Here is an 18769-nt window from a genome sequence, read left to right as displayed (position 1 = left end):
CAGACGCTTAGAACGTCTGGCCGAGGGAGAATTGGAACACTTGAGTCTCAGCATCATCCGGTTTCTTCACTGGCATGGCCAAAGCGAAGCTCAACGGACCCAGTGCGGTGACCCAGGTCACACCGACACCGACGGAACTGGCCATGTTGCTCAGGCTGATGTCGTTGCACTTGGTACGGGACTCCGAGCCGTCAGCATTGGTAGTGTCCTTGCACTGCGAGTCGAACACGTTACCCACGTCCCAGAAGACCGAAGTCCGCAGGGAGCGTTGATCCTTGACGAACGGCAGTGGGAACAGCAGTTCCACGCCGCCCTGGATCAGGACGTTACCACCGAACGGCAGTGGATCCTGGTCCGGATCTTCTGCGGTACCCGGGTTGGTGCCACGACTTGGCGTACTGCGAGGACCCAGGGTGCTGTCCTTGAAGCCACGAACCGAGTTGAAACCACCAGCATAGTAGTTTTCATAGAATGGCAAGCCATCGGTCGAACCGTAACCGTCGCCATAACCCAATTCAGTGTGCAGGCGCATGGTGTAGTTCTCGCTCAGCGGCTGGAACAACTGGCCACGGTAGTCGAGCTTGAAGAACGACAGGTCGCTGCCCGGCGTAGTGGTTTCCAGGGTCAGGCTCTGGGAACGACCACGGGTAGCCAGCACGCCCTTGTTCAGGGTCGATTCGGACCAGCCGGCCGACGCCTTGAAGTTCAGGTACTTGTCACCCTCCTTGTCCACGAAGTCGAAAATTTCATCAACGGTGTAGACACCGGTCTTGATCGTGTCCTGCTGTGCGGTCAGGCCGAAGGTCAGGCGCGACGTCTCGCTGATCGGGTAACCCACGCTCACGCCGGCACCCAAGCTGTCTACCGCATAGCTGGCGATATCAGTTTCGAGATTGTCGTAGTCGGTGGTGCGGTAGAAAGCGTTGTAACCCAGGCTCACGCCATCAGCAGTCCAGTACGGGTCGACATAACCGAAGTTATAGCGGCTCTGGTATTCACTGCGGGTCAGACCGATGCTGACCTTGTTACCGGTACCCAGGAAGTTGTTCTGGGTGATCGAGCCGCCGAGGATCAAACCGGCACTCTGGGCGAAACCGACACTGGCGGTGATGGAACCGGAGGCCTGCTCTTCCACGCTGTAGTTCACGTCCACCTGATCGTCGACGCCCGGTACTGCTGGCGTTTCAACGTTGACTTCCTTGAAGAAGCCCAGGCGTTCAAGACGGGTCTTGGACTGGTCGATCAGGTAGGTCGAAGCCCAGCCACCTTCCATCTGGCGCATTTCACGACGCAGCACTTCGTCTTCGGACTTGGTGTTGCCACGGAAGTTGATGCGGTTGACGTAGGCGCGCTTGCCCGGGTCCACGGCGAAGGTGATGTCGACCGTGTGGTCGTCATCGTGCGGCTGAGGCACACCGTTGACGTTGGCGAATGTGTAGCCTTCGTTACCCAGGCGGCGAGTGATCAGTTCCGACGTAGTGGTCATCAGCTTGCGCGAGAACACCTGGCCTTTCTGCACCAGCAGCAGGGATTTGACCTGGTCTTCAGGGACTTTCAGATCGCCGCTCAGCTTGACGTCACGAACGGTGTATTTCTCGCCTTCGTTGACGTTGACGGTGATGTAGACGTGCTTCTTGTCCGGGGTGATCGACACCTGGGTCGAAGCGATGTCCATGTTGATGTAGCCACGGTCCAGGTAGTAGGAACGCAGACGCTCCAGGTCACCGGACAGCTTTTCACGGGCGTACTTGTCATCGTTCTTGAAGAACGACAACCAGTTGGTGGTCTTGAGTTCGAACAGGTCGATCAGGTCTTCGTCAGGGAAGACGGTGTTACCCACCACGTTGATGTGCTGGATAGCAGCAACCGTGCCCTCGTTGATATTGACCTTCAGCGCGACGCGGTTGCGCGGCTGCGACACCACTTCGGTGTCGACGGTTGCGGAGTAGCGACCCTGAGCGACGTACTGGCGCTGCAGTTCGTTACGAACACCCTCAAGGGTGGCGCGCTGGAAGATTTCACCTTCGGCCAGACCGGACTGTTTAAGGCCCTTCATCAGGTCTTCAGTGGAAATCGCCTTGTTACCTTCGATTTCGATACTGGCGACCGACGGACGCTCGACTACCGTGATGACCAGGACGTTGCCATCGCGGCCCAGCTGGATATCTTGAAAGAAACCGGTTTTGAACAACGCACGAGTGGATTCCACCAGGCGACGATCGTCAGCCTGCTCGCCGACGTTCAACGGCAAGGCACCAAAGACACTACCCGCGGAGACCCGCTGGAGGCCATTGACGCGAATATCAGAGATAGTGAAGGACTCGGCGTGAACTTCGGCGATCATCAATACGGTGAGAACCGCAGTTAGCAGCAGACGTTTCATGAAGTCCTTTCTTATTCCAACTGGCAATAAACAAACTGCCGCAAAATGCGGCAGATTCGCAATTCAGCGAAGTGTTACAGACGGCCCAAATCATTGACCAGGGCAAGTAACATCACCCCGACCACCAAACTGATACCGATCTGTATCCCCCAACCCTGCACCCGATCCGACAAGGGGCGACCACGCACCCACTCGATCAGATAAAACAACAAATGCCCCCCATCCAGTACTGGAATGGGCAACAAATTCAGAACGCCCAGGCTAATACTCAGATAAGCAAGGAAATTCAGGAAATCAGCGACACCCGACTGGGCAGAAGCGCCCGCCACTTTAGCAATGGTTATCGGTCCACTCAAGTTTTTTACCGAGAGCTCGCCGAACAACATTTTCTTGAGCGAATCGAGGGTCAGAATGCTCATGGTCCAGGTACGTCGAGCCCCTTCCCCGATTGCCGCGACCGGACCGTAACTGATCTCGCGAATCATCTCTGGTGGCCAATCGACTGCTTTTACCCCGGCCCCCAGGTATCCGCTGGGCGCCTTGCTCTCGCCGCGAGCTGCCAGGGTCACTGGAACGTCGATTGGAGCCCCATCACGCTCGACCCGCAACACGATCTTGCTGTCAGGGCGCAGGCGAACCGTATCCACCACTTGTTGCCAGTCGTCGAGGGCCTTGCCATCGAGGGCCAGCAAACGGTCACCCGTCTTCAGGCCGGCAGCCTGTGCCGGGCCCTTCGGGTCGAGTTCGGCCAACACCGGCGGCAGAGCCGGGCGCCACGGTCGAATGCCCAGCGAACGAATCGGATCGGGCTCATCTGCGCCTTTGAGCCACTTATCCAGCACCAGCTCGCGCGGGGTATCGCTGGTGGAACCCGGATCCCGTACAACCAGCTGCAACGCTCCGCTTTCGCCCAACCTGCGAACCAGCTGCAGGTTAACCGCGGCCCAGCCGGATGTCGGCTCGCCATCTATTGCAACAATTTCCTGGCCCGCCGTCAGCCCGGCCTTGGCCGCGATGCTGGCGGGTTCGACACCACCGATGACCGGGCGCACCTGGTCGCTGCCCAGCATGGCGAGCACCCAGAAGAAAAACATCGCCAGCAGGAAGTTGGCGATCGGGCCCGCGGACACGATGGCGATACGCTGGCGTACGGACTTGCGATTGAAAGACTGATCTAGCTGATCGACCGGCACTTCGCCTTCGCGCTCGTCCAGCATCTTCACGTAGCCGCCCAACGGAATGGCGGCGACCACGAACTCGGTACCCTGCTTGTCGTGCCAACGCAGCAACGGCATGCCGAAGCCTACGGAGAAACGCAGCACTTTAACCCCACAGCGACGCGCGACCCAGAAATGGCCGAACTCGTGGAAGGTGACCAGCACGCCCAACGCAATCAGGGTGCCGACAATCATGTAAAGCGCGCTCATCTATTCTCTCCGCAATCCTATCCAGTGCTGCATGGGCTTGCGCATTGCAACACGTGTCAGCGCCCGTGGCGACTCAGCCATTGCCCGGCCAGTTCACGAGCCTTGGCGTCTGCCGTAAATACGGCATCGAGATCCTCCACCGCAACCACCGGCTCAAGATTCAACACTTGTTCGATAATACTCGCGATTTCCAGATAACGAATCCTTCCGTCGAGAAACGCGGCTACCGCCACCTCATTTGCTGCATTGAGCATGGCCGGTGCACTGTTGCCGGCCTCGGCCGCCTGACGCGCCAGGCGCAGGCAGGGGAAACGCTCCTCATCAGGCGCCTGGAAGTCCAGGCGAGCGATCGCGAACAGGTCCAGCGGCGCCACACCCGAGTCAATGCGCTCCGGCCAGGCCAGGGCGTTGGCGATCGGCGTACGCATATCGGGATTGCCCAACTGCGCCAACACCGAACCGTCTATGTAATCGACCAGGGAATGTATGACACTTTGCGAGTGGATCACCACCTCGACCTGGGACGGCTTGGCGTCGAACAGCCAGCAGGCTTCGATCAGCTCAAGCCCCTTGTTCATCATGCTGGCCGAATCGACCGAAATCTTGCGCCCCATGGACCAGTTAGGATGAGCGCAGGCCTGCTCTGGCGTCACGTGTTGAAGCTCAGCCAGCGGCGTCTGGCGGAACGGACCACCGGAGGCCGTGAGCAAAATACGACGAACCCCGACCGAACCCAGGCCCTGGGCGAAATCCCGCGGCATGCACTGGAAGATCGCATTGTGCTCACTGTCGATTGGCAACAGTACCGAGCCGCTCTTGCGCACCGCCTGCATGAACAAGGCGCCGGACATTACCAGCGCTTCCTTGTTAGCCAGCAGGATCTTTTTGCCGGCCTCGACCGCCGCCAGGGTCGGGCGCAAGCCTGCCGCTCCGACGATGGCCGCCATCACCGCATCCACTTGCGGATCGGCTGCGACCTGGCACAAGCCCTCTTCGCCCACCAATACCTGCGTCGACAGGCCGGCCGCGCGCAACTCTTCCTGCAGGCGTCGACCGGCGTTGACTTCAGGCACCACGGCAAACCTTGGCGCATGGCGCACACACAAGGCCAGCAGCTCGCTCAGACGAGTGAACCCGCTGAGGGCAAACACCTGGAAGCGATCCGGGTGCCGGGCAATGACGTCAAGGGTGCTCAGGCCAATCGAGCCCGTAGCCCCCAGCACGGTAATCTGCTGTGGGCGACTCACGGTGCCGCCATCCACAACAGCACCGCAAACACCGGGATGGCCGCGGTCAGGCTGTCGATCCGATCCAGCACCCCACCGTGACCTGGCAGCAGGTTACTGCTGTCCTTGATCCCGGACTGGCGCTTGAACATGCTCTCAGTGAGGTCGCCCACCACCGAGATGAATACGATCACCGCCGCACCGATCAAGCCCTTGAGCAGTTCTGCAACCGTCCAGTCGCGAACCAGCCCGACGAAAAACGTAATGACCAGCGCCAGCGCCAGGCCGCCGTAGACCCCTTCCCAGCTCTTGCCAGGACTGACCTGCGGCGCCAACTTGCGCTTGCCAAAGGCTCGACCGGAGAAATAAGCCCCGATATCCGCGCCCCACACCAGCACCATCACCGCCATGATCAGCCAGTTGCCTAGAGGCTCCTGCTTGATCAGGATCAGGCCTTGCCAGGCCGGAAGGAGAACCAGCAGGCCGATCACCAGCTTGCAGGCGGCGCTCGACCAATGACCGCTCGAACGCGGGTACGTCAGCACCAAATAGGTTGCAACGCCCCACCACAGCACCGCAGCGCCCAGGACCCAAGGCGCGAGCCCGGGCAATATATGCATGAAAAACAGCATAACCGCGACGGCCAGCGCGTAGCCGACACGAACTGGCTGGGCGGTAAAGCCCGCCAGGCGAGCCCACTCCCATGCGCCCAGGGTTACGACCAGGCCAATGAACAGCGCAAAGCCGGAGCCTTCCAGCAGGAAAAAACCGCAAAGGGCGATCGGCAGCAGGATCAGTGCAGTGATGATTCGTTGTTTAAGCATTAAGCCCGGGCTCCAGCTTCGACCTGCTCGCTCGTTTTACCGAAGCGGCGCTGGCGCGAAGCGAAATCGGCCAGCGCTTTGCGCATGGCGTCGTGTTTGAAGTCCGGCCAGAACAGGTCGGAGAAGTACAACTCGGCGTAAGCCAGCTGCCACAGCAGGAAGTTGCTGATGCGGTGCTCGCCACCGGTGCGGATGCACAGGTCCGGCAGCGGCAGGTCACCCGTCGACAGACAGGTCTGCAGCAGCTCCGGCGTGATGTCCTCCGGACGCAGATGCCCGGCCTGGACTTCACGAGCCAGGCGTTGCGCGGCTTGAGCGATGTCCCACTGACCACCGTAATTGGCGGCGATCTGCAAGACCAGGCGATTGGCGCCCACCGTCATGGCTTCAGCCTCGCGCATGGCGGCCTGGAGTTCGGGATGGAAGCGCGAACGGTCGCCAATGATGCGCAAACTGATGTTGTTGTCGTTCAGGCGCTTGGCCTCGCGACGCAGCGCCTTGAAGAACAACTCCATCAAGGCACTGACCTCATCGGCCGGGCGCTGCCAGTTTTCGCTGGAGAACGCGAACAGGGTCAATACCTCGACCCCGGCCTCGGCACACACCTCGATCACGGCACGCACCGCATCGACGCCGGCCTTATGACCGGCGACACCGGGCAAAAAGCGCTTTTTCGCCCAGCGGTTGTTACCATCCATGATAATCGCGACATGGCGCGGCACCGCGAAGGGCGCAGTCTGCTTAGTCTTTTCCATGAAAACGCGACCCTTATACGGCCATCAGGTCCGCTTCTTTCTGCTTGGTCGCAGCGTCGATATCCGCCTCAGCCTTGTCGGTGAGCTTCTGGATATCGGCAGCGGCACGACGTTCTTCGTCTTCGCTGATTTCCTTGTCCTTCACCAGCTTCTTCAGGTCGCCAAGCGCATCGCGACGAATGTTGCGCACGGCAACACGAGCGTCTTCCGCAGCACTGCGAGCCTGCTTGGTGAAGCCCTTGCGGGTTTCCTCGGTCAGTGCCGGCATGGAGATCAGCAGCAGCTCGCCCAGGTTGGTCGGATTGAGGTTCAAACCGGCGCTCTGGATAGCCTTGTCGACTGCGGCGAGCATGTTGCGCTCGAACGCCACGACCTGCAGGGTACGGGAGTCTTTGACGGTCACGTTGGCGACGCCGCTCAACGGGGTGTCGGTACCGTAGTAAGGCACCATCACGCTGCCCAGAATGCTCGGGTGAGCCTTGCCGGTACGAATCTGTCCAAACGCGTGGGACAGAGACTCCAGGGATTTCTGCATGCGCGCTTGAGCGTCTTTCTTGATTTCGTTGATCATTGTTGGCCTTCCTCGATCAGGGTCCCTTCAGCGCCGCCATGCACGATATTCAGCAGGGCGCCGGGCTTGTTCATGTTAAAGACGCGCAATGGCATCTTGTGGTCGCGGCACAGGCAAATGGCCGTCAGATCCATTACACCCAGCTTGCGATCCAGCACTTCATCGTAAGTCAGATGATCGAACTTCTCGGCATGCGGGTCTTTGAATGGGTCGGCAGTGTAGACGCCATCGACCTTGGTCGCCTTGAGCACGACATCGGCATCGATTTCGATAGCACGCAAGCATGCCGCCGAATCCGTGGTAAAGAACGGATTGCCGGTACCGGCCGCGAAAATCACCACTTCCTTGGCGTTCAGGTGGCGCATAGCCTTGCGACGATCATAATGATCAGTCACACCTACCATGGAAATAGCCGACATCACGATGGCCGAGATATTGGCACGTTCCAGCGCGTCGCGCATGGCCAAGGCGTTCATCACAGTGGCCAGCATGCCCATGTGGTCGCCAGTTACCCGATCCATGCCGGCTGCGCTCAGCGCTGCACCGCGGAACAGGTTGCCACCGCCGATCACCAGACCGACCTGCACACCGATGCCAACCAGCTGGCCGACTTCCAGTGCCATGCGATCCAGAACTTTCGGATCGATCCCGAACTCTTCCGAGCCCATCAGGGCCTCGCCGCTAAGCTTGAGTAGAATGCGTTTATAGCGAGCCTGATAACCACTGCCCTGCTGAGCCATTGCGAATCTCTCCTGCGGCGTATTTTAAAAAATCTTTGCGAGCTGTTTACAGCTGGCGTTCACTCTAGCTTGGCGCTGCTTCAGCGCCATCGGAACATGGCTTTGTAAGCCAGTTCCAAAGGGAAACCAATTAAAAATTTGGCCCCCCATCTGAAAAGAGGCTGCGCGCGTGAGCGGGCAGCCTCTTCAGGGCGACAGTTGAAAACTGTCTTATTGCTTGGCGGCGGCCAGCTGGGCAGCAACTTCTTCAGCGAAGTTGTCGACCGGCTTCTCGATGCCTTCGCCTACCTTGAAGTAGGTGAAGGAAACGATTTCAGCACCGGCTTTTTTGGCCAGTTCGCCAACCTTGATTTCAGGGTTCTTGACGAACGCCTGCTCAACCAGGCTCGCTTCAGCCAGGAACTTGCTGATACGGCCTTTGACCATGTTTTCAACAATGTTCTCCGGCTTGCCGGCGATCTTGTCAGCGTTCAGGGTCAGGAACACGCCCTTCTCACGCTCTACCGCTTCAGCCGAAACTTCCGATGGCAGCAGGAATTCAGGGTTGGTCGCAGCTACGTGCATCGCGATGTCTTTAGCCAGCTCAACGTCGCCGCCTTTCAGAACAACCGCAACACCGATTTTGTTGCCGTGCAGGTAGCCACCAACAACATCACCTTCAACACGAGCCAGGCGACGGATGTTGACGTTTTCGCCAACCTTGCCGACCAGTACCAGGCGATCAGCTTCTTGAGCTTCGATCAGCGGAGCAACGTCAGTCAGTTTGTCAGCGAACGCTTTTTCAACGCTGGATGCGACAAATGCCTTGAAGTCGTCCTGCAAAGCCAGGAAGTCGGTCTGCGAGTTCACTTCCAGCAGAACGGCCGACTTACCGTCTTCTTTCAGAGCGATAGCGCCTTCAGCAGCTACGTTGCCTGCTTTCTTGGCAGCCTTGATGGCGCCCGAAGCACGCATGTCATCAATGGCTTTTTCGATGTCACCGCCGGCCTTGGTCAAGGCCTTTTTGCAATCCATCATGCCTTCGCCGGTGCGCTCGCGCAGTTCTTTGACCAACGCTGCAGTAATCTCTGCCATTTCAAAATCCTCTTGGATAGGTTTTCAACCATTCCACCCGAGCAAACGGGCGTTCAATTCTTCCCGAAGCCTTATTTGATAGCGGCTGCACATTACAAGGCTGCAACTGCGCTGCACACAAATGGTTTTCGAGGTGGCAAAAAGGGGGCCAAGCCCCCTTTTTGCTTACTGAGTCAACGCCAAGGCGTCAATTACTCAGCTGCAGCTACCGGAGCTTCTTCAACGAACTGCTCGGTGCCACCAGCAACGTGGTTGCGGCCACGGATTACAGCGTCAGCCATCGAACCCATGTACAGCTGGATAGCGCGGATTGCGTCATCGTTGCCTGGGATGATGTAGTCAACGCCTTCCGGGCTGCTGTTGGTATCGACTACGCCGATAACCGGGATACCCAGCTTGTTGGCTTCGGTGATCGCGATGCGCTCGTGATCAACGTCGATAACGAACAGAGCGTCTGGCAGACCGCCCATGTCCTTGATACCACCCAGGGAACGATCGAGCTTCTCAAGATCGCGAGTGCGCATCAGCGCTTCTTTCTTGGTCAGCTTGGCGAAAGTACCGTCTTCGGCTTGCACTTCAAGGTCACGCAGACGCTTGATGGAAGCACGGATGGTTTTGAAGTTGGTCAGCATGCCGCCCAACCAGCGGTGATCGACGTACGGCGAACCGCAACGTGCTGCTTCTTCAGCAACGATCTTGCCAGCGGAACGCTTGGTGCCGACGAACAGAATCTTGTTTTTGCCCTGGGCCAGGCGCTCTACGAAAGTCAGAGCTTCGTTGAACATTGGCAGGGTTTTTTCAAGGTTGATAATATGAATCTTGTTACGCGCGCCGAAAATGTACTTACCCATTTTCGGGTTCCAGTAACGGGTCTGGTGACCGAAGTGCACACCGGCCTTCAGCATATCGCGCATGTTGACTTGGGACATGATAGTTCCTTAATAAGTCGGGTTTGGCCTCCACGTATCCCAATGACCAACCAGCAGCATCAGCTGAAGGCACCCAGGTCATCGTGTCGACACGTGTGTGGATTTAAGCCTTTCGGGGTATCCCCGGAAAGCGGCGCATTTTATACCATAAGACTCGCAAAAACGGAACCCGGATTCTCAATTCCTGACGCACGCCTTTATCCGCGCCCTTGGAATCCCCCTGGAATGCGCCCATCTATATGAGGAAGCAATGCACAGAGCCTCAGATTTGCACTGATCGTCTGGTAGAATCGCGTTTTTCAGGGCGGCGAAGATCGTTTGCGCACCGCCCATCTTGACTTAGTGAAGCGCCATCGAGCGCAGAGAGAGCCTGTATGACCGTCAACCTCAAGACACCAGAGGACATCGCAAAAATGCGTGTCGCCGGCAAACTGGCCGCCGATGTGCTGGAAATGATCGCCGAACATGTCAAACCGGGTGTCACCACCGAAGAACTGGACCGCATTTGCCATGACTACATCGTCAATGTGCAACAGGCCATTCCTGCGCCGCTGAATTATAAAGGCTACCCGAAGTCAATCTGCACCTCGATCAACCATGTGGTCTGCCATGGCATTCCCAACGAGAAACCATTGAAGAATGGCGACACGTTGAACATCGACGTGACCGTGATCAAGGACGGCTATCACGGCGACACCAGCCGCATGTTCCACGTCGGCACCGTACCGGTCTGGGCCGAGCGTTTGTCCCAGGTCACCCAGGAATGCATGTACAAGGCTATCGAAATCGTCAAACCGGGCTGCCGCCTGGGCGACATTGGCGAAGTGATCCAGAAGCACGCTGAAAAGAACGGTTTTTCGGTGGTTCGCGAGTTCTGCGGCCACGGCATCGGCAAAGTGTTTCACGAAGAGCCGCAGATCCTGCACTACGGTCGTGCCGGCACCGGCATGGAGCTCAAGGCGGGCATGACCTTCACCATTGAGCCGATGATCAACCAGGGCAAGGCCGACACCAAGGTGCTGGGCGACGGCTGGACTGCCATTACCAAGGACCGCAAGCTCTCCGCGCAATGGGAACACACCCTGGTCGTGACCGAGACTGGCTACGAGATTTTCACCCTGCGCGCCGATGACACCATCCCTCGCGTTTCGGCCTGATTCAACCCGCGCAGCTCCCCGTCCATAGAAAGGAAAGCCAATCGATGCCGCAGGTGGATCCAGAACTCTTCGACCGCGGCCAGTTCCAGGCTGAACTGGCCCTGAAGGCGAGCCCCATTGCCGCCTTCAAGAAGGCCATTCGCCAGGCCCGCGAAGTGCTCGACGGGCGCTTTCGCAGCGGCCGCGACATTCGGCGCCTGATCGAGGATCGCGCCTGGTTCGTCGATAACATCCTGCAAAAGGCCTGGGAACAATTCGACTGGAGCGAAGACGCCGACATCGCACTGGTGGCGGTCGGCGGCTACGGTCGCGGCGAGCTGCACCCTTATTCCGACATCGACCTGCTGGTCCTGCTGGACAGCGCCGATCACGAAGTTTTCCGCGATTCCATCGAGCGCTTTCTTACGCTGTTGTGGGACATTGGCCTGGAAGTCGGCCAAAGCGTTCGCTCGGTGGACGAATGCGCCATTGAAGCCCGCGCCGATCTGACGGTTGTCACCAACCTGATGGAAAGCCGCACCATCAGTGGCCCCGAGCGTCTTCGCCAGCGCATGCTCGACGTCACCAGCACCGCGCACATGTGGCCCAGCAAAGACTTCTTCCTGGCCAAGCGCGCTGAACAGAAGGCCCGCCACCACAAGTACAACGACACCGAATACAACCTGGAACCCAACGTCAAAGGCTCGCCCGGCGGCCTGCGGGACATCCAGACGATTCTGTGGGTGGCCCGGCGCGAGTACGGCACCTTGAACCTGCGGGCGCTGGCAGGCGAAGGCTTCCTGGTTGAAAGCGAAAATGCCCTGCTGGCCTCGTCCCAGGAGTTCCTGTGGAAGGTGCGCTACGCCCTGCACATGCTCGCCGGTCGCTCCGAAGACCGCCTGCTGTTCGATCACCAGCGCACGATTGCCGGGCTGCTGGGTTTTGAAGGCGATGATGCCAAGCAAGCCATCGAAAACTTCATGCAGCAGTACTACCGGGTGGTCATGAGCATCGCCCAGCTCAGCGACCTGATCATCCAGCATTTCGAGGAAGTCATCCTCGCCCCGGAAGACGAAGCGCCGCCACAGCCGATCAACTCGCGGTTCCAGTTGCACGACGGCTACATCGAGGCGCGCAACGATAACGTGTTCCGCCGCACCCCGTTCGCCATGCTGGAAATCTTTGTTTTGATGGCCCAGCAGCCGGAAATCAAGGGCGTGCGCGCCGATACCATTCGCCTGCTGCGCGAGCACCGTCACCTGATCGACGATGAGTTTCGCAACGACATTCGCAACACCAGCCTGTTCATCGAGCTGTTCAAGTGCAAGATCGGCATTCATCGCAACCTGCGCCGAATGAACCGCTACGGCATCCTCGGGCGCTACCTGCCTGAGTTCGGCTTTATCGTCGGGCAAATGCAGCACGACCTGTTCCACATCTATACGGTCGACGCCCACACCCTGAATCTGATCAAGCACTTGCGTAAGCTGCAGTACACCCAGGTGTCGGAGAAATTCCCGCTGGCCAGCAAGCTCATGGCCAAGCTGCCCAAACCTGAATTGATCTACCTGGCCGGCCTGTATCACGATATCGGCAAAGGCCGGCACGGCGACCACTCGGAAATCGGCGCAGTCGATGCCGAGGCGTTCTGCCAGCGCCACCAGTTGCCGGTGTGGGACAGCCGCCTGATCGTCTGGCTGGTGCAGAATCACCTGGTGATGTCGACCACTGCCCAGCGCAAGGACCTGTCGGACCCGCAAGTGATCCATGACTTCGCGCAGATCATCGGAGACGAAACCCATCTCGACTATCTATACGTGCTGACCGTGGCGGACATCAACGCCACCAACCCGACGCTGTGGAACTCCTGGCGCGCCAGCCTGCTGCGCCAGCTCTACACCGAGACCAAGCGGGCCCTGCGCCGCGGCCTGGAAAACCCGGTGGACCGCGAGGAGCAGATTCGCCAGACCCAAAGTGCTGCCCTGGACATCCTGGTGCGCGGCGGGACCGATCCGGACGACGTCGAGCAGCTATGGGCGCAACTGGGGGATGACTACTTCCTGCGCCACACCGCTGGCGACGTGGCCTGGCACAGCGACGCGATCCTCCAGCAGCAGGCTGACGGCGGGCCACTGGTGCTGATCAAGGAAACCACACAGCGCGAATTCGAGGGCGGTACCCAGATCTTCATCTATGCCCCCGACCAGCACGACTTTTTTGCCGTGACCGTGGCGGCAATGGACCAGCTCAACCTGAACATCCACGACGCAAGGGTCATCACCTCGAGCAGCCAGTTCACCCTCGACACCTACATCGTGCTCGATACAGATGGCGACTCGATTGGCGACAACCCGACCCGGGTCAAGCAGATCCGCGAAGGCCTGACCGAGGCGCTGCGCAACCCGGACGACTACCCGACCATCATTCAGCGCCGGGTACCGCGCCAGCTCAAGCATTTCGCGTTCGCGCCCCAGGTGACGATCCACAACGACGCCCAGCGCCCGGTGACCGTGCTGGAACTCAGCGCCCCGGACCGCCCGGGCCTGCTGGCACGCATCGGGACCATCTTCCTCGAGTTCGACCTGTCATTGCAGAACGCGAAAATCGCCACCCTGGGCGAGCGCGTGGAAGACGTGTTCTTCATCACCGATGCGAACAATCAGCCTTTGTCCGACCCGTTGCTGTGCAGCCGCTTGCAGGATGCGATCGTCGAGCAATTGACCGTCAACCAGGAATCCGAAATAAAGCTGTCGCGACTCACTATCTGAATTATCCCCCCCTGTGGGAGCGAGCCTGCTCGCGATGGCGTCCGTCCATTCAACATCGCCAATGACTGACACAACGCTATCGCGAGCAGGCTCACTCCTACATTGAATGAGGCCCCCATGAACAACGCCCTGACCCAGTTGCAGCCCTACCCGTTCGAGAAGCTCCGCGCCCTGCTCGGCAGCGTCACGCCAAACCCGGACAAGCGCGCTATCGCCCTGTCCATCGGCGAGCCCAAGCACCGCTCGCCCGCCTTTGTTGCTCAAGCACTGGCAAGCAATCTGGATCAGATGGCCGTGTACCCGACCACCCTCGGCATTGCCGCATTGCGCGAAGCCATCGCTGCCTGGTGCGAACGACGCTTCAGCGTTCCTAACGGCTGGCTCGACCCGGCGCGCAACGTGCTGCCGGTCAACGGCACTCGAGAAGCGCTGTTCGCTTTCACCCAGACGGTGGTCAATCGTGCCGATGACGCGCTGGTGGTCAGCCCGAACCCGTTCTACCAGATCTATGAAGGTGCGGCGTTCCTGGCAGGCGCCAAGCCGCACTATCTGCCGTGCCTTGATGCCAATGGCTTCAATCCGGACTTCGACGCAGTTTCGCCGGATATCTGGAAACGCTGCCAGATCCTGTTTCTGTGCTCGCCGGGCAACCCCACTGGCGCACTGATTCCAGTCGAAACCCTGAAAAAGCTGATCGCCCTGGCCGACGAATACGACTTCGTTATCGCCGCCGACGAGTGCTACAGCGAGTTGTACTTCGACGAACAGACCCCACCCGCCGGCCTGCTCAGCGCCTGCGTGGAACTGGGTCGCCAGGACTTCAAGCGCTGCGTGGTGTTTCACAGCCTGTCCAAGCGTTCCAACCTGCCAGGCCTGCGCTCGGGCTTCGTGGCCGGTGACGCCGACATCCTCAAGGGCTTTTTGCTGTATCGCACCTACCACGGCTGTGCGATGCCTGTGCAGACTCAGCTGGCCAGCGTAGCCGCATGGAATGACGAAGTGCACGTGCGCGCCAACCGCGACCTGTACCGCGAGAAATACGACGCCGTGCTGGCAATCCTCAGCCCGGTGCTGGACGTGCAGCGTCCGGACGGCGGTTTCTACCTGTGGCCGAACGTTGAAGGTGATGACGAGGCGTTTTGCCGCGACCTGTACGCGGAAGAACATGTGACGGTGGTGCCGGGCTCCTACCTGTCCCGCGAAGTCGACGGGTTCAACCCCGGGGCTGGGCGCGTGCGCCTGGCACTGGTTGCGCCGCTGGCCGAGTGCGTCGAGGCCGCTGAACGTATCCGCGCGTTCATCCAACGCCGCAGCTAAGCGCCGCCCCCCCCGGTAGGAGCTGCCGAAGGCTGCGATCTTTTGGCGTATTCAAAGGCGCTGAAAGTCAAAAGATCGCAGCCTTCGGCAGCTCCTACCGGGCGGGTCACCATTACTTCACCTGCCCCAAATTGGCCTCGCTCAAATCCAGCTCCGCCAACACCTCACGCAGTACGTCATCGCCAATCTGGTGATGACGGCTGAGGCTATACAGTTCCAGTCGCTGCGCCCGCAATGCTTTCAAGCGCATGCGCCGCTCCAGCAGGTCCATCTGAAACGCCAGTGCCTGGGCTTCCGCCGAATCGTTGAACACCTCCAGCTGATGCCGGTATTCGGACATGATCCGCGCCTTGAGCTCGGCGGCGAGTGCTGCCTGCGCCGCGTCCTGCGGCTTGGCTTCTTCGGCTTCGAGCGCATGAATTGCCGCCTCGGCGGTCTTGCGCCAGGCCTCACGCACTTCATTGCGCCGCTTGTCGTCGGGGCTTTTTTCGATGCCACGCAGGAGCAACGGCAGCGCAATACACGCCGCAATCAGTGACAGCAGGATCACCCCGGCCGCGATGAATATCAGCAAGTCACGCTCGGGGAATGCCACGCCACCCATCAACATCGGCACCGACAACACACCCGCCAGCGTCACCGCCCCGCGTACGCCGCCAACGGTCAGTAACCAGCACGAGCGCGCAGTCGGAACCTGCGTCATTTCACCCTTGCCGCGCCAGCGGCGCAGCAGGCCTGACAAGCGCCAGATACTTTGCACCCACACAAACCTCAACACCAACAGCACCAGAAAGATTGCCAGCACATCCAGGCAGCGGTAGAGCAAGGTCGGCCACAACGAGGTTTCATGACTGGCAACTGCCTTGATGATGTCCGGCAGCTGCAAGCCCAGCAGCAGGAAAATCAAACCGTTGAAAGCGAACTCCAGCAGCGACCAGACGCTGCGATTGAGCAGTCGGGTACTGGTCTGGCGCGGCAGCAGGTCGAGCCAACTCTGCATCATCCCTGCCGCCACCGCCGACAGGATGCCCGATGCTCCCAGGCGCTCGGCCAGTACGTAGGCGGCGAAGGGCAGCAACAGCATAAACACCACGTGGGTCGCGGGGTCATCCCAGCCGCGCGCGATCATCCAGGAGCGCAGGCGCCCGACCAGCCAGCTCAGCGCAACCCCGACCGCCAGCCCGCCGACCGCTACCAGGACGAATGTCAGGCTCGCATTGGCCAGGGAGAACACACCGGTGACAGCGGCAGCCAAGGCAAATTTGAACGTCACCAGGCCTGAGGCGTCGTTCATCAGTGCCTCGCCCTGCAACATGTGCATCAATGGCGTCGGCAGCCTGTTCTGCGAAATCGCCGACACCGCCACGGCATCCGTAGGCGACAAGACTGCCGCCAGCGCGAACGCCACCGGCAAGGGAATGCTTGGCAGTAACCAATGAATGAAATAACCGGCGCCCACCACAGTGAACAACACCAGGCCCACTGCCAGCGTCAGGATCGGCCCCCGCAGGCGCCAAAGCTCGCGCTTGGGCATCCGCCAGCCATCGGAAAACAACAAAGGCGGCAAAAACAGAAATAGAAACAATTCAGGGTCCAGTGCCACATGCAACCCCAGCGTCGGCCAGGCCAGCAGGGCTCCGGCGCAAATCTGCACCAGCGGCAAGGGCAGCGGGATAACCCGCCCTACCAGACGGGATACACTGACCAGCATCAGCAGGATCAGGACGGTGTAGGCGGTTTGCATAAAGCGTTTTCCCAGGCAATCGACAGCATTGAAGTGCCATATTAGCGGTTTAGACTGCGGGCTGGCCGTTACACCTATGTCGCATCGCGGGTATCAAACTGCCTCACTCCCACAGGTTTACGCGCTAACCGCAAGGTCATGGCATAATCCTTCACCTTTTTTTCCAGCACCTGTAAAGGGGGCAATTCCTTGACCGTTTCAAGTAAAACCTTGCACCTTTTCGGCATCAAAGCTTGCGACACCATGAAAAAGGCGCGCACCTGGCTTGATGAACACGCTGTCAGCTACGACTTCCACGATTACAAAACGGCCGGAATTGACCGTGAACACCTGACCCAGTGGTGTAACGAGCACGGCTGGCAAGTGGTGTTGAACCGCGCAGGCACGACCTTTCGCAAACTCGAAGACGAACGCAAAGCCGATCTCGACCAATCGAAAGCCATCGAATTGATGCTCGCGCAACCCTCGATGATCAAGCGCCCTGTGCTCGATCTCGGTGACCGAACCCTGATTGGCTTCAAGCCAGATATTTACGCGGCAGCGCTCAAGTAAGCCAGCCCGTTCAATTTTGTTAGAGGTATTTACATGTCAAATTCCCTGTTCAGCATCGCTTTCGGCGTCGGCACCCAGAATCGTCAAGGCGCATGGCTGGAAGTGTTTTACCCTCAGCCGCTGTTGAATCCGTCGGCCGAACTGGTGGCTGCCGTCGCGCCAATTCTCGCTTACAGCGAAGGCAACCAGGCCATCACCTTCACCACCGCGCAGGCTGCGCAACTGGCTGAAGCCGTGAAGGGCATCGACGCGGTACAAGGCAAGTTGCTGACCCGACTGGCCGAAAGCCACAAGCCGCTGGTCGCCACCCTGCTGGCCGAAGACGCGCAACTGACTTCTACCCCAGAGGCGTACCTCAAGCTGCACCTGTTGTCCCATCGTTTGGTCAAGCCCCATGGCCTGAACCTGGCCGGGATCTTCCCGCTGCTGCCGAACGTAGCCTGGACCAGCCAGGGCGCAATCGACCTGAGTGAACTGGCCGAACTGCAACTCGAAGCCCGTCTGCGCGGCGAGCTGCTGGAAGTGTTCTCGGTAGACAAATTCCCGAAGATGACCGACTACGTCGTACCGGCTGGCGTGCGTATCGCCGATGCGGCCCGCCTGCGCCTGGGCGCTTATGTCGGTGAAGGCACCACTGTGATGCACGAAGGTTTTGTCAACTTCAACGCCGGCACCGAAGGCCCAGGCATGATCGAAGGTCGTGTCTCGGCAGGCGTATTCGTTGGCAAGGGCTCGGACCTGGGCGGCGGTTGCTCCACCATGGGCACCCTGTCGGGCGGCGGCAACATCGTGATCAAGGTAGGCGAAGGCTGCCTGATCGGCGCCAATGCCGGTATCGGCATTCCACTGGGCGATCGCAACACCGTTGAGTCTGGCCTGTACGTGACCGCTGGCACCAAGGTTGCGCTGCTGGACGAGAAAAACCAGCTGGTGAAAGTGGTCAAGGCCCGTGAACTGGCCGGTCAATCCGACCTGCTGTTCCGTCGCAACTCGGAAACCGGTGCCGTGGAATGCAAGACCCACAAATCGGCCATCGAACTGAACGAAGCGCTGCACGCTCACAACTAAACTGCGCCATTAACCTGTAGGAGCGAGCTCGCTCGCGAAAATCGCTACGACAACGCGGTTATTCAAGTAGCCAGAGTTATCGTTGACGTCCATCGCGAGCAAGCTCGCTCCTACAGGTGCACAGTCAATTCTGTAGGAGCGAGCTCGCTCGCGAAAATCGCTCCGACAACGCGGTTATTAAAGTAGCCCGAGTTATCGTTGACGTCCCATCGCGAGCAAGCTCGCTCCTACAACGGGTTTGGCATTTTCCCGCCC

General features: G+C 59.4%; 15 protein-coding genes. 5 read left to right on the top strand and 10 right to left on the bottom strand.

All coding sequences use genetic code 11. From position 1 onward, the window contains the following. Positions 1–7: 7 nt before the first annotated feature. The 9 genes from bamA to rpsB all read right to left on the bottom strand — a co-directional run bounded on the left by bamA (position 8) and on the right by rpsB (position 9929). A complete protein-coding gene (gene bamA / locus AAEZ09_RS21415; protein ID WP_045060134.1) occupies positions 8–2383 on the bottom strand; it encodes an outer membrane protein assembly factor BamA in 2376 nt (791 codons plus the stop codon). Positions 2384–2457: 74 nt separating this feature from the next. After that, positions 2458–3810, bottom strand: coding sequence for a sigma E protease regulator RseP (gene rseP, locus AAEZ09_RS21410; protein ID WP_122837694.1), 1353 nt, complete (start codon positions 3808–3810; stop codon positions 2458–2460). A gap of 56 nt (positions 3811–3866) precedes the next feature. Further along, complete coding sequence (gene ispC / locus AAEZ09_RS21405; RefSeq protein WP_045060153.1) at positions 3867–5057, bottom strand: 1-deoxy-D-xylulose-5-phosphate reductoisomerase; 1191 nt, start codon at positions 5055–5057, stop codon at positions 3867–3869. Then, positions 5054–5860, bottom strand: coding sequence for a phosphatidate cytidylyltransferase (locus AAEZ09_RS21400; protein ID WP_045060132.1), 807 nt, complete (start codon positions 5858–5860; stop codon positions 5054–5056). The genes ispC and AAEZ09_RS21400 overlap by 4 nt, the downstream gene beginning before the upstream one ends. Further along, positions 5860–6615 carry a polyprenyl diphosphate synthase gene (gene uppS / locus AAEZ09_RS21395; RefSeq protein WP_045060131.1) on the bottom strand — a complete coding sequence of 252 codons (756 nt, stop codon included), beginning with the start codon at positions 6613–6615 and terminating at the stop codon, positions 5860–5862. Before uppS ends, AAEZ09_RS21400 begins: the two co-directional genes overlap by 1 nt. A 13-nt stretch (positions 6616–6628) precedes the next feature. Then, the gene (frr, locus tag AAEZ09_RS21390) at positions 6629–7186 is read right to left on the bottom strand and encodes a ribosome recycling factor (RefSeq protein WP_045060130.1); all 558 of its coding nucleotides are present in this window, start codon (positions 7184–7186) and stop codon (positions 6629–6631) included. Then, positions 7183–7926, bottom strand: a complete 744-nt coding sequence (pyrH, locus tag AAEZ09_RS21385) for a UMP kinase (RefSeq protein WP_003172271.1) — start codon at positions 7924–7926, stop codon at positions 7183–7185. The genes frr and pyrH overlap by 4 nt, the downstream gene beginning before the upstream one ends. A gap of 210 nt (positions 7927–8136) precedes the next feature. Next, complete coding sequence (gene tsf / locus AAEZ09_RS21380; protein ID WP_028622556.1) at positions 8137–9000, bottom strand: translation elongation factor Ts; 864 nt, start codon at positions 8998–9000, stop codon at positions 8137–8139. 191 nt (positions 9001–9191) lie between these two features. Beyond that, entirely contained in the window at positions 9192–9929 is a 738-nt protein-coding gene (gene rpsB / locus AAEZ09_RS21375; RefSeq protein WP_003219330.1) for a 30S ribosomal protein S2, read from the bottom strand. Between the two features lie 374 nt (positions 9930–10303). On the opposite strand from rpsB, the gene map reads away from it, so the two are divergent. The 3 genes from map to dapC all read left to right on the top strand — a co-directional run bounded on the left by map (position 10304) and on the right by dapC (position 15150). Then, the gene (map, locus tag AAEZ09_RS21370) at positions 10304–11086 is read left to right on the top strand and encodes a type I methionyl aminopeptidase (RefSeq protein ID WP_045060129.1); all 783 of its coding nucleotides are present in this window, start codon (positions 10304–10306) and stop codon (positions 11084–11086) included. A 44-nt stretch (positions 11087–11130) separates the two neighbouring features. Further along, complete coding sequence (locus tag AAEZ09_RS21365) at positions 11131–13833, top strand: [protein-PII] uridylyltransferase (protein WP_350600692.1); 2703 nt, start codon at positions 11131–11133, stop codon at positions 13831–13833. A 117-nt stretch (positions 13834–13950) separates the two neighbouring features. Continuing rightward, positions 13951–15150, top strand: a complete 1200-nt coding sequence (dapC, locus tag AAEZ09_RS21360) for a succinyldiaminopimelate transaminase (RefSeq protein WP_350600691.1) — start codon at positions 13951–13953, stop codon at positions 15148–15150. A gap of 112 nt (positions 15151–15262) precedes the next feature. Here the strand turns inward: dapC and AAEZ09_RS21355 are convergent, their stop codons facing one another. Then, positions 15263–16894, bottom strand: coding sequence for a Na+/H+ antiporter (locus AAEZ09_RS21355; protein WP_350600690.1), 1632 nt, complete (start codon positions 16892–16894; stop codon positions 15263–15265). 243 nt (positions 16895–17137) lie between these two features. Between AAEZ09_RS21355 and AAEZ09_RS21350 the strand changes: the two genes are divergently transcribed. Together AAEZ09_RS21350 and dapD are read left to right on the top strand one after the other, a co-directional pair. Continuing rightward, positions 17138–17446, top strand: a complete 309-nt coding sequence (locus tag AAEZ09_RS21350; RefSeq protein WP_236695863.1) for an arsenate reductase — start codon at positions 17138–17140, stop codon at positions 17444–17446. Positions 17447–17479: 33 nt separating this feature from the next. Next, on the top strand, positions 17480–18514 hold the full coding sequence (gene dapD / locus AAEZ09_RS21345) for a 2,3,4,5-tetrahydropyridine-2,6-dicarboxylate N-succinyltransferase (RefSeq protein ID WP_045060124.1): 1035 nt from the start codon (positions 17480–17482) through the stop codon (positions 18512–18514). The last annotated feature ends 255 nt before the right edge of the window (positions 18515–18769 follow it).

This window comes from Pseudomonas sp. 65/3-MNA-CIBAN-0223, from assembly GCF_040310425.1.
Taxonomy (GTDB): Bacteria; Pseudomonadota; Gammaproteobacteria; order Pseudomonadales; family Pseudomonadaceae; genus Aquipseudomonas; species Aquipseudomonas gregormendelii.
Note: the sequence above shows the minus strand (reverse complement) of the source record. Positions and strands in the feature narration are given on the sequence as shown.

Bases quoted from the DNA above. Each gene is read 5' to 3' on its own strand.
- AAEZ09_RS21365 (WP_350600692.1), top strand. From the start codon at position 11,131: ATGCCGCAGGTGGATCCAGAACTCTTCGACCGCGGCCAGTTCCAGGCT.
- AAEZ09_RS21400 (WP_045060132.1), bottom strand. From the start codon at position 5,860: ATGCTTAAACAACGAATCATCACTGCACTGATCCTGCTGCCGATCGCC.
- frr (WP_045060130.1), bottom strand. From the start codon at position 7,186: ATGATCAACGAAATCAAGAAAGACGCTCAAGCGCGCATGCAGAAATCC.
- pyrH (WP_003172271.1), bottom strand. From the start codon at position 7,926: ATGGCTCAGCAGGGCAGTGGTTATCAGGCTCGCTATAAACGCATTCTA.
- uppS (WP_045060131.1), bottom strand. From the start codon at position 6,615: ATGGAAAAGACTAAGCAGACTGCGCCCTTCGCGGTGCCGCGCCATGTC.
- map (WP_045060129.1), top strand. From the start codon at position 10,304: ATGACCGTCAACCTCAAGACACCAGAGGACATCGCAAAAATGCGTGTC.
- AAEZ09_RS21350 (WP_236695863.1), top strand. From the start codon at position 17,138: ATGAAAAAGGCGCGCACCTGGCTTGATGAACACGCTGTCAGCTACGAC.
- rpsB (WP_003219330.1), bottom strand. From the start codon at position 9,929: ATGTCCCAAGTCAACATGCGCGATATGCTGAAGGCCGGTGTGCACTTC.
- tsf (WP_028622556.1), bottom strand. From the start codon at position 9,000: ATGGCAGAGATTACTGCAGCGTTGGTCAAAGAACTGCGCGAGCGCACC.
- AAEZ09_RS21355 (WP_350600690.1), bottom strand. From the start codon at position 16,894: ATGCAAACCGCCTACACCGTCCTGATCCTGCTGATGCTGGTCAGTGTA.
- dapC (WP_350600691.1), top strand. From the start codon at position 13,951: ATGAACAACGCCCTGACCCAGTTGCAGCCCTACCCGTTCGAGAAGCTC.
- bamA (WP_045060134.1), bottom strand. From the start codon at position 2,383: ATGAAACGTCTGCTGCTAACTGCGGTTCTCACCGTATTGATGATCGCC.
- dapD (WP_045060124.1), top strand. From the start codon at position 17,480: ATGTCAAATTCCCTGTTCAGCATCGCTTTCGGCGTCGGCACCCAGAAT.
- rseP (WP_122837694.1), bottom strand. From the start codon at position 3,810: ATGAGCGCGCTTTACATGATTGTCGGCACCCTGATTGCGTTGGGCGTG.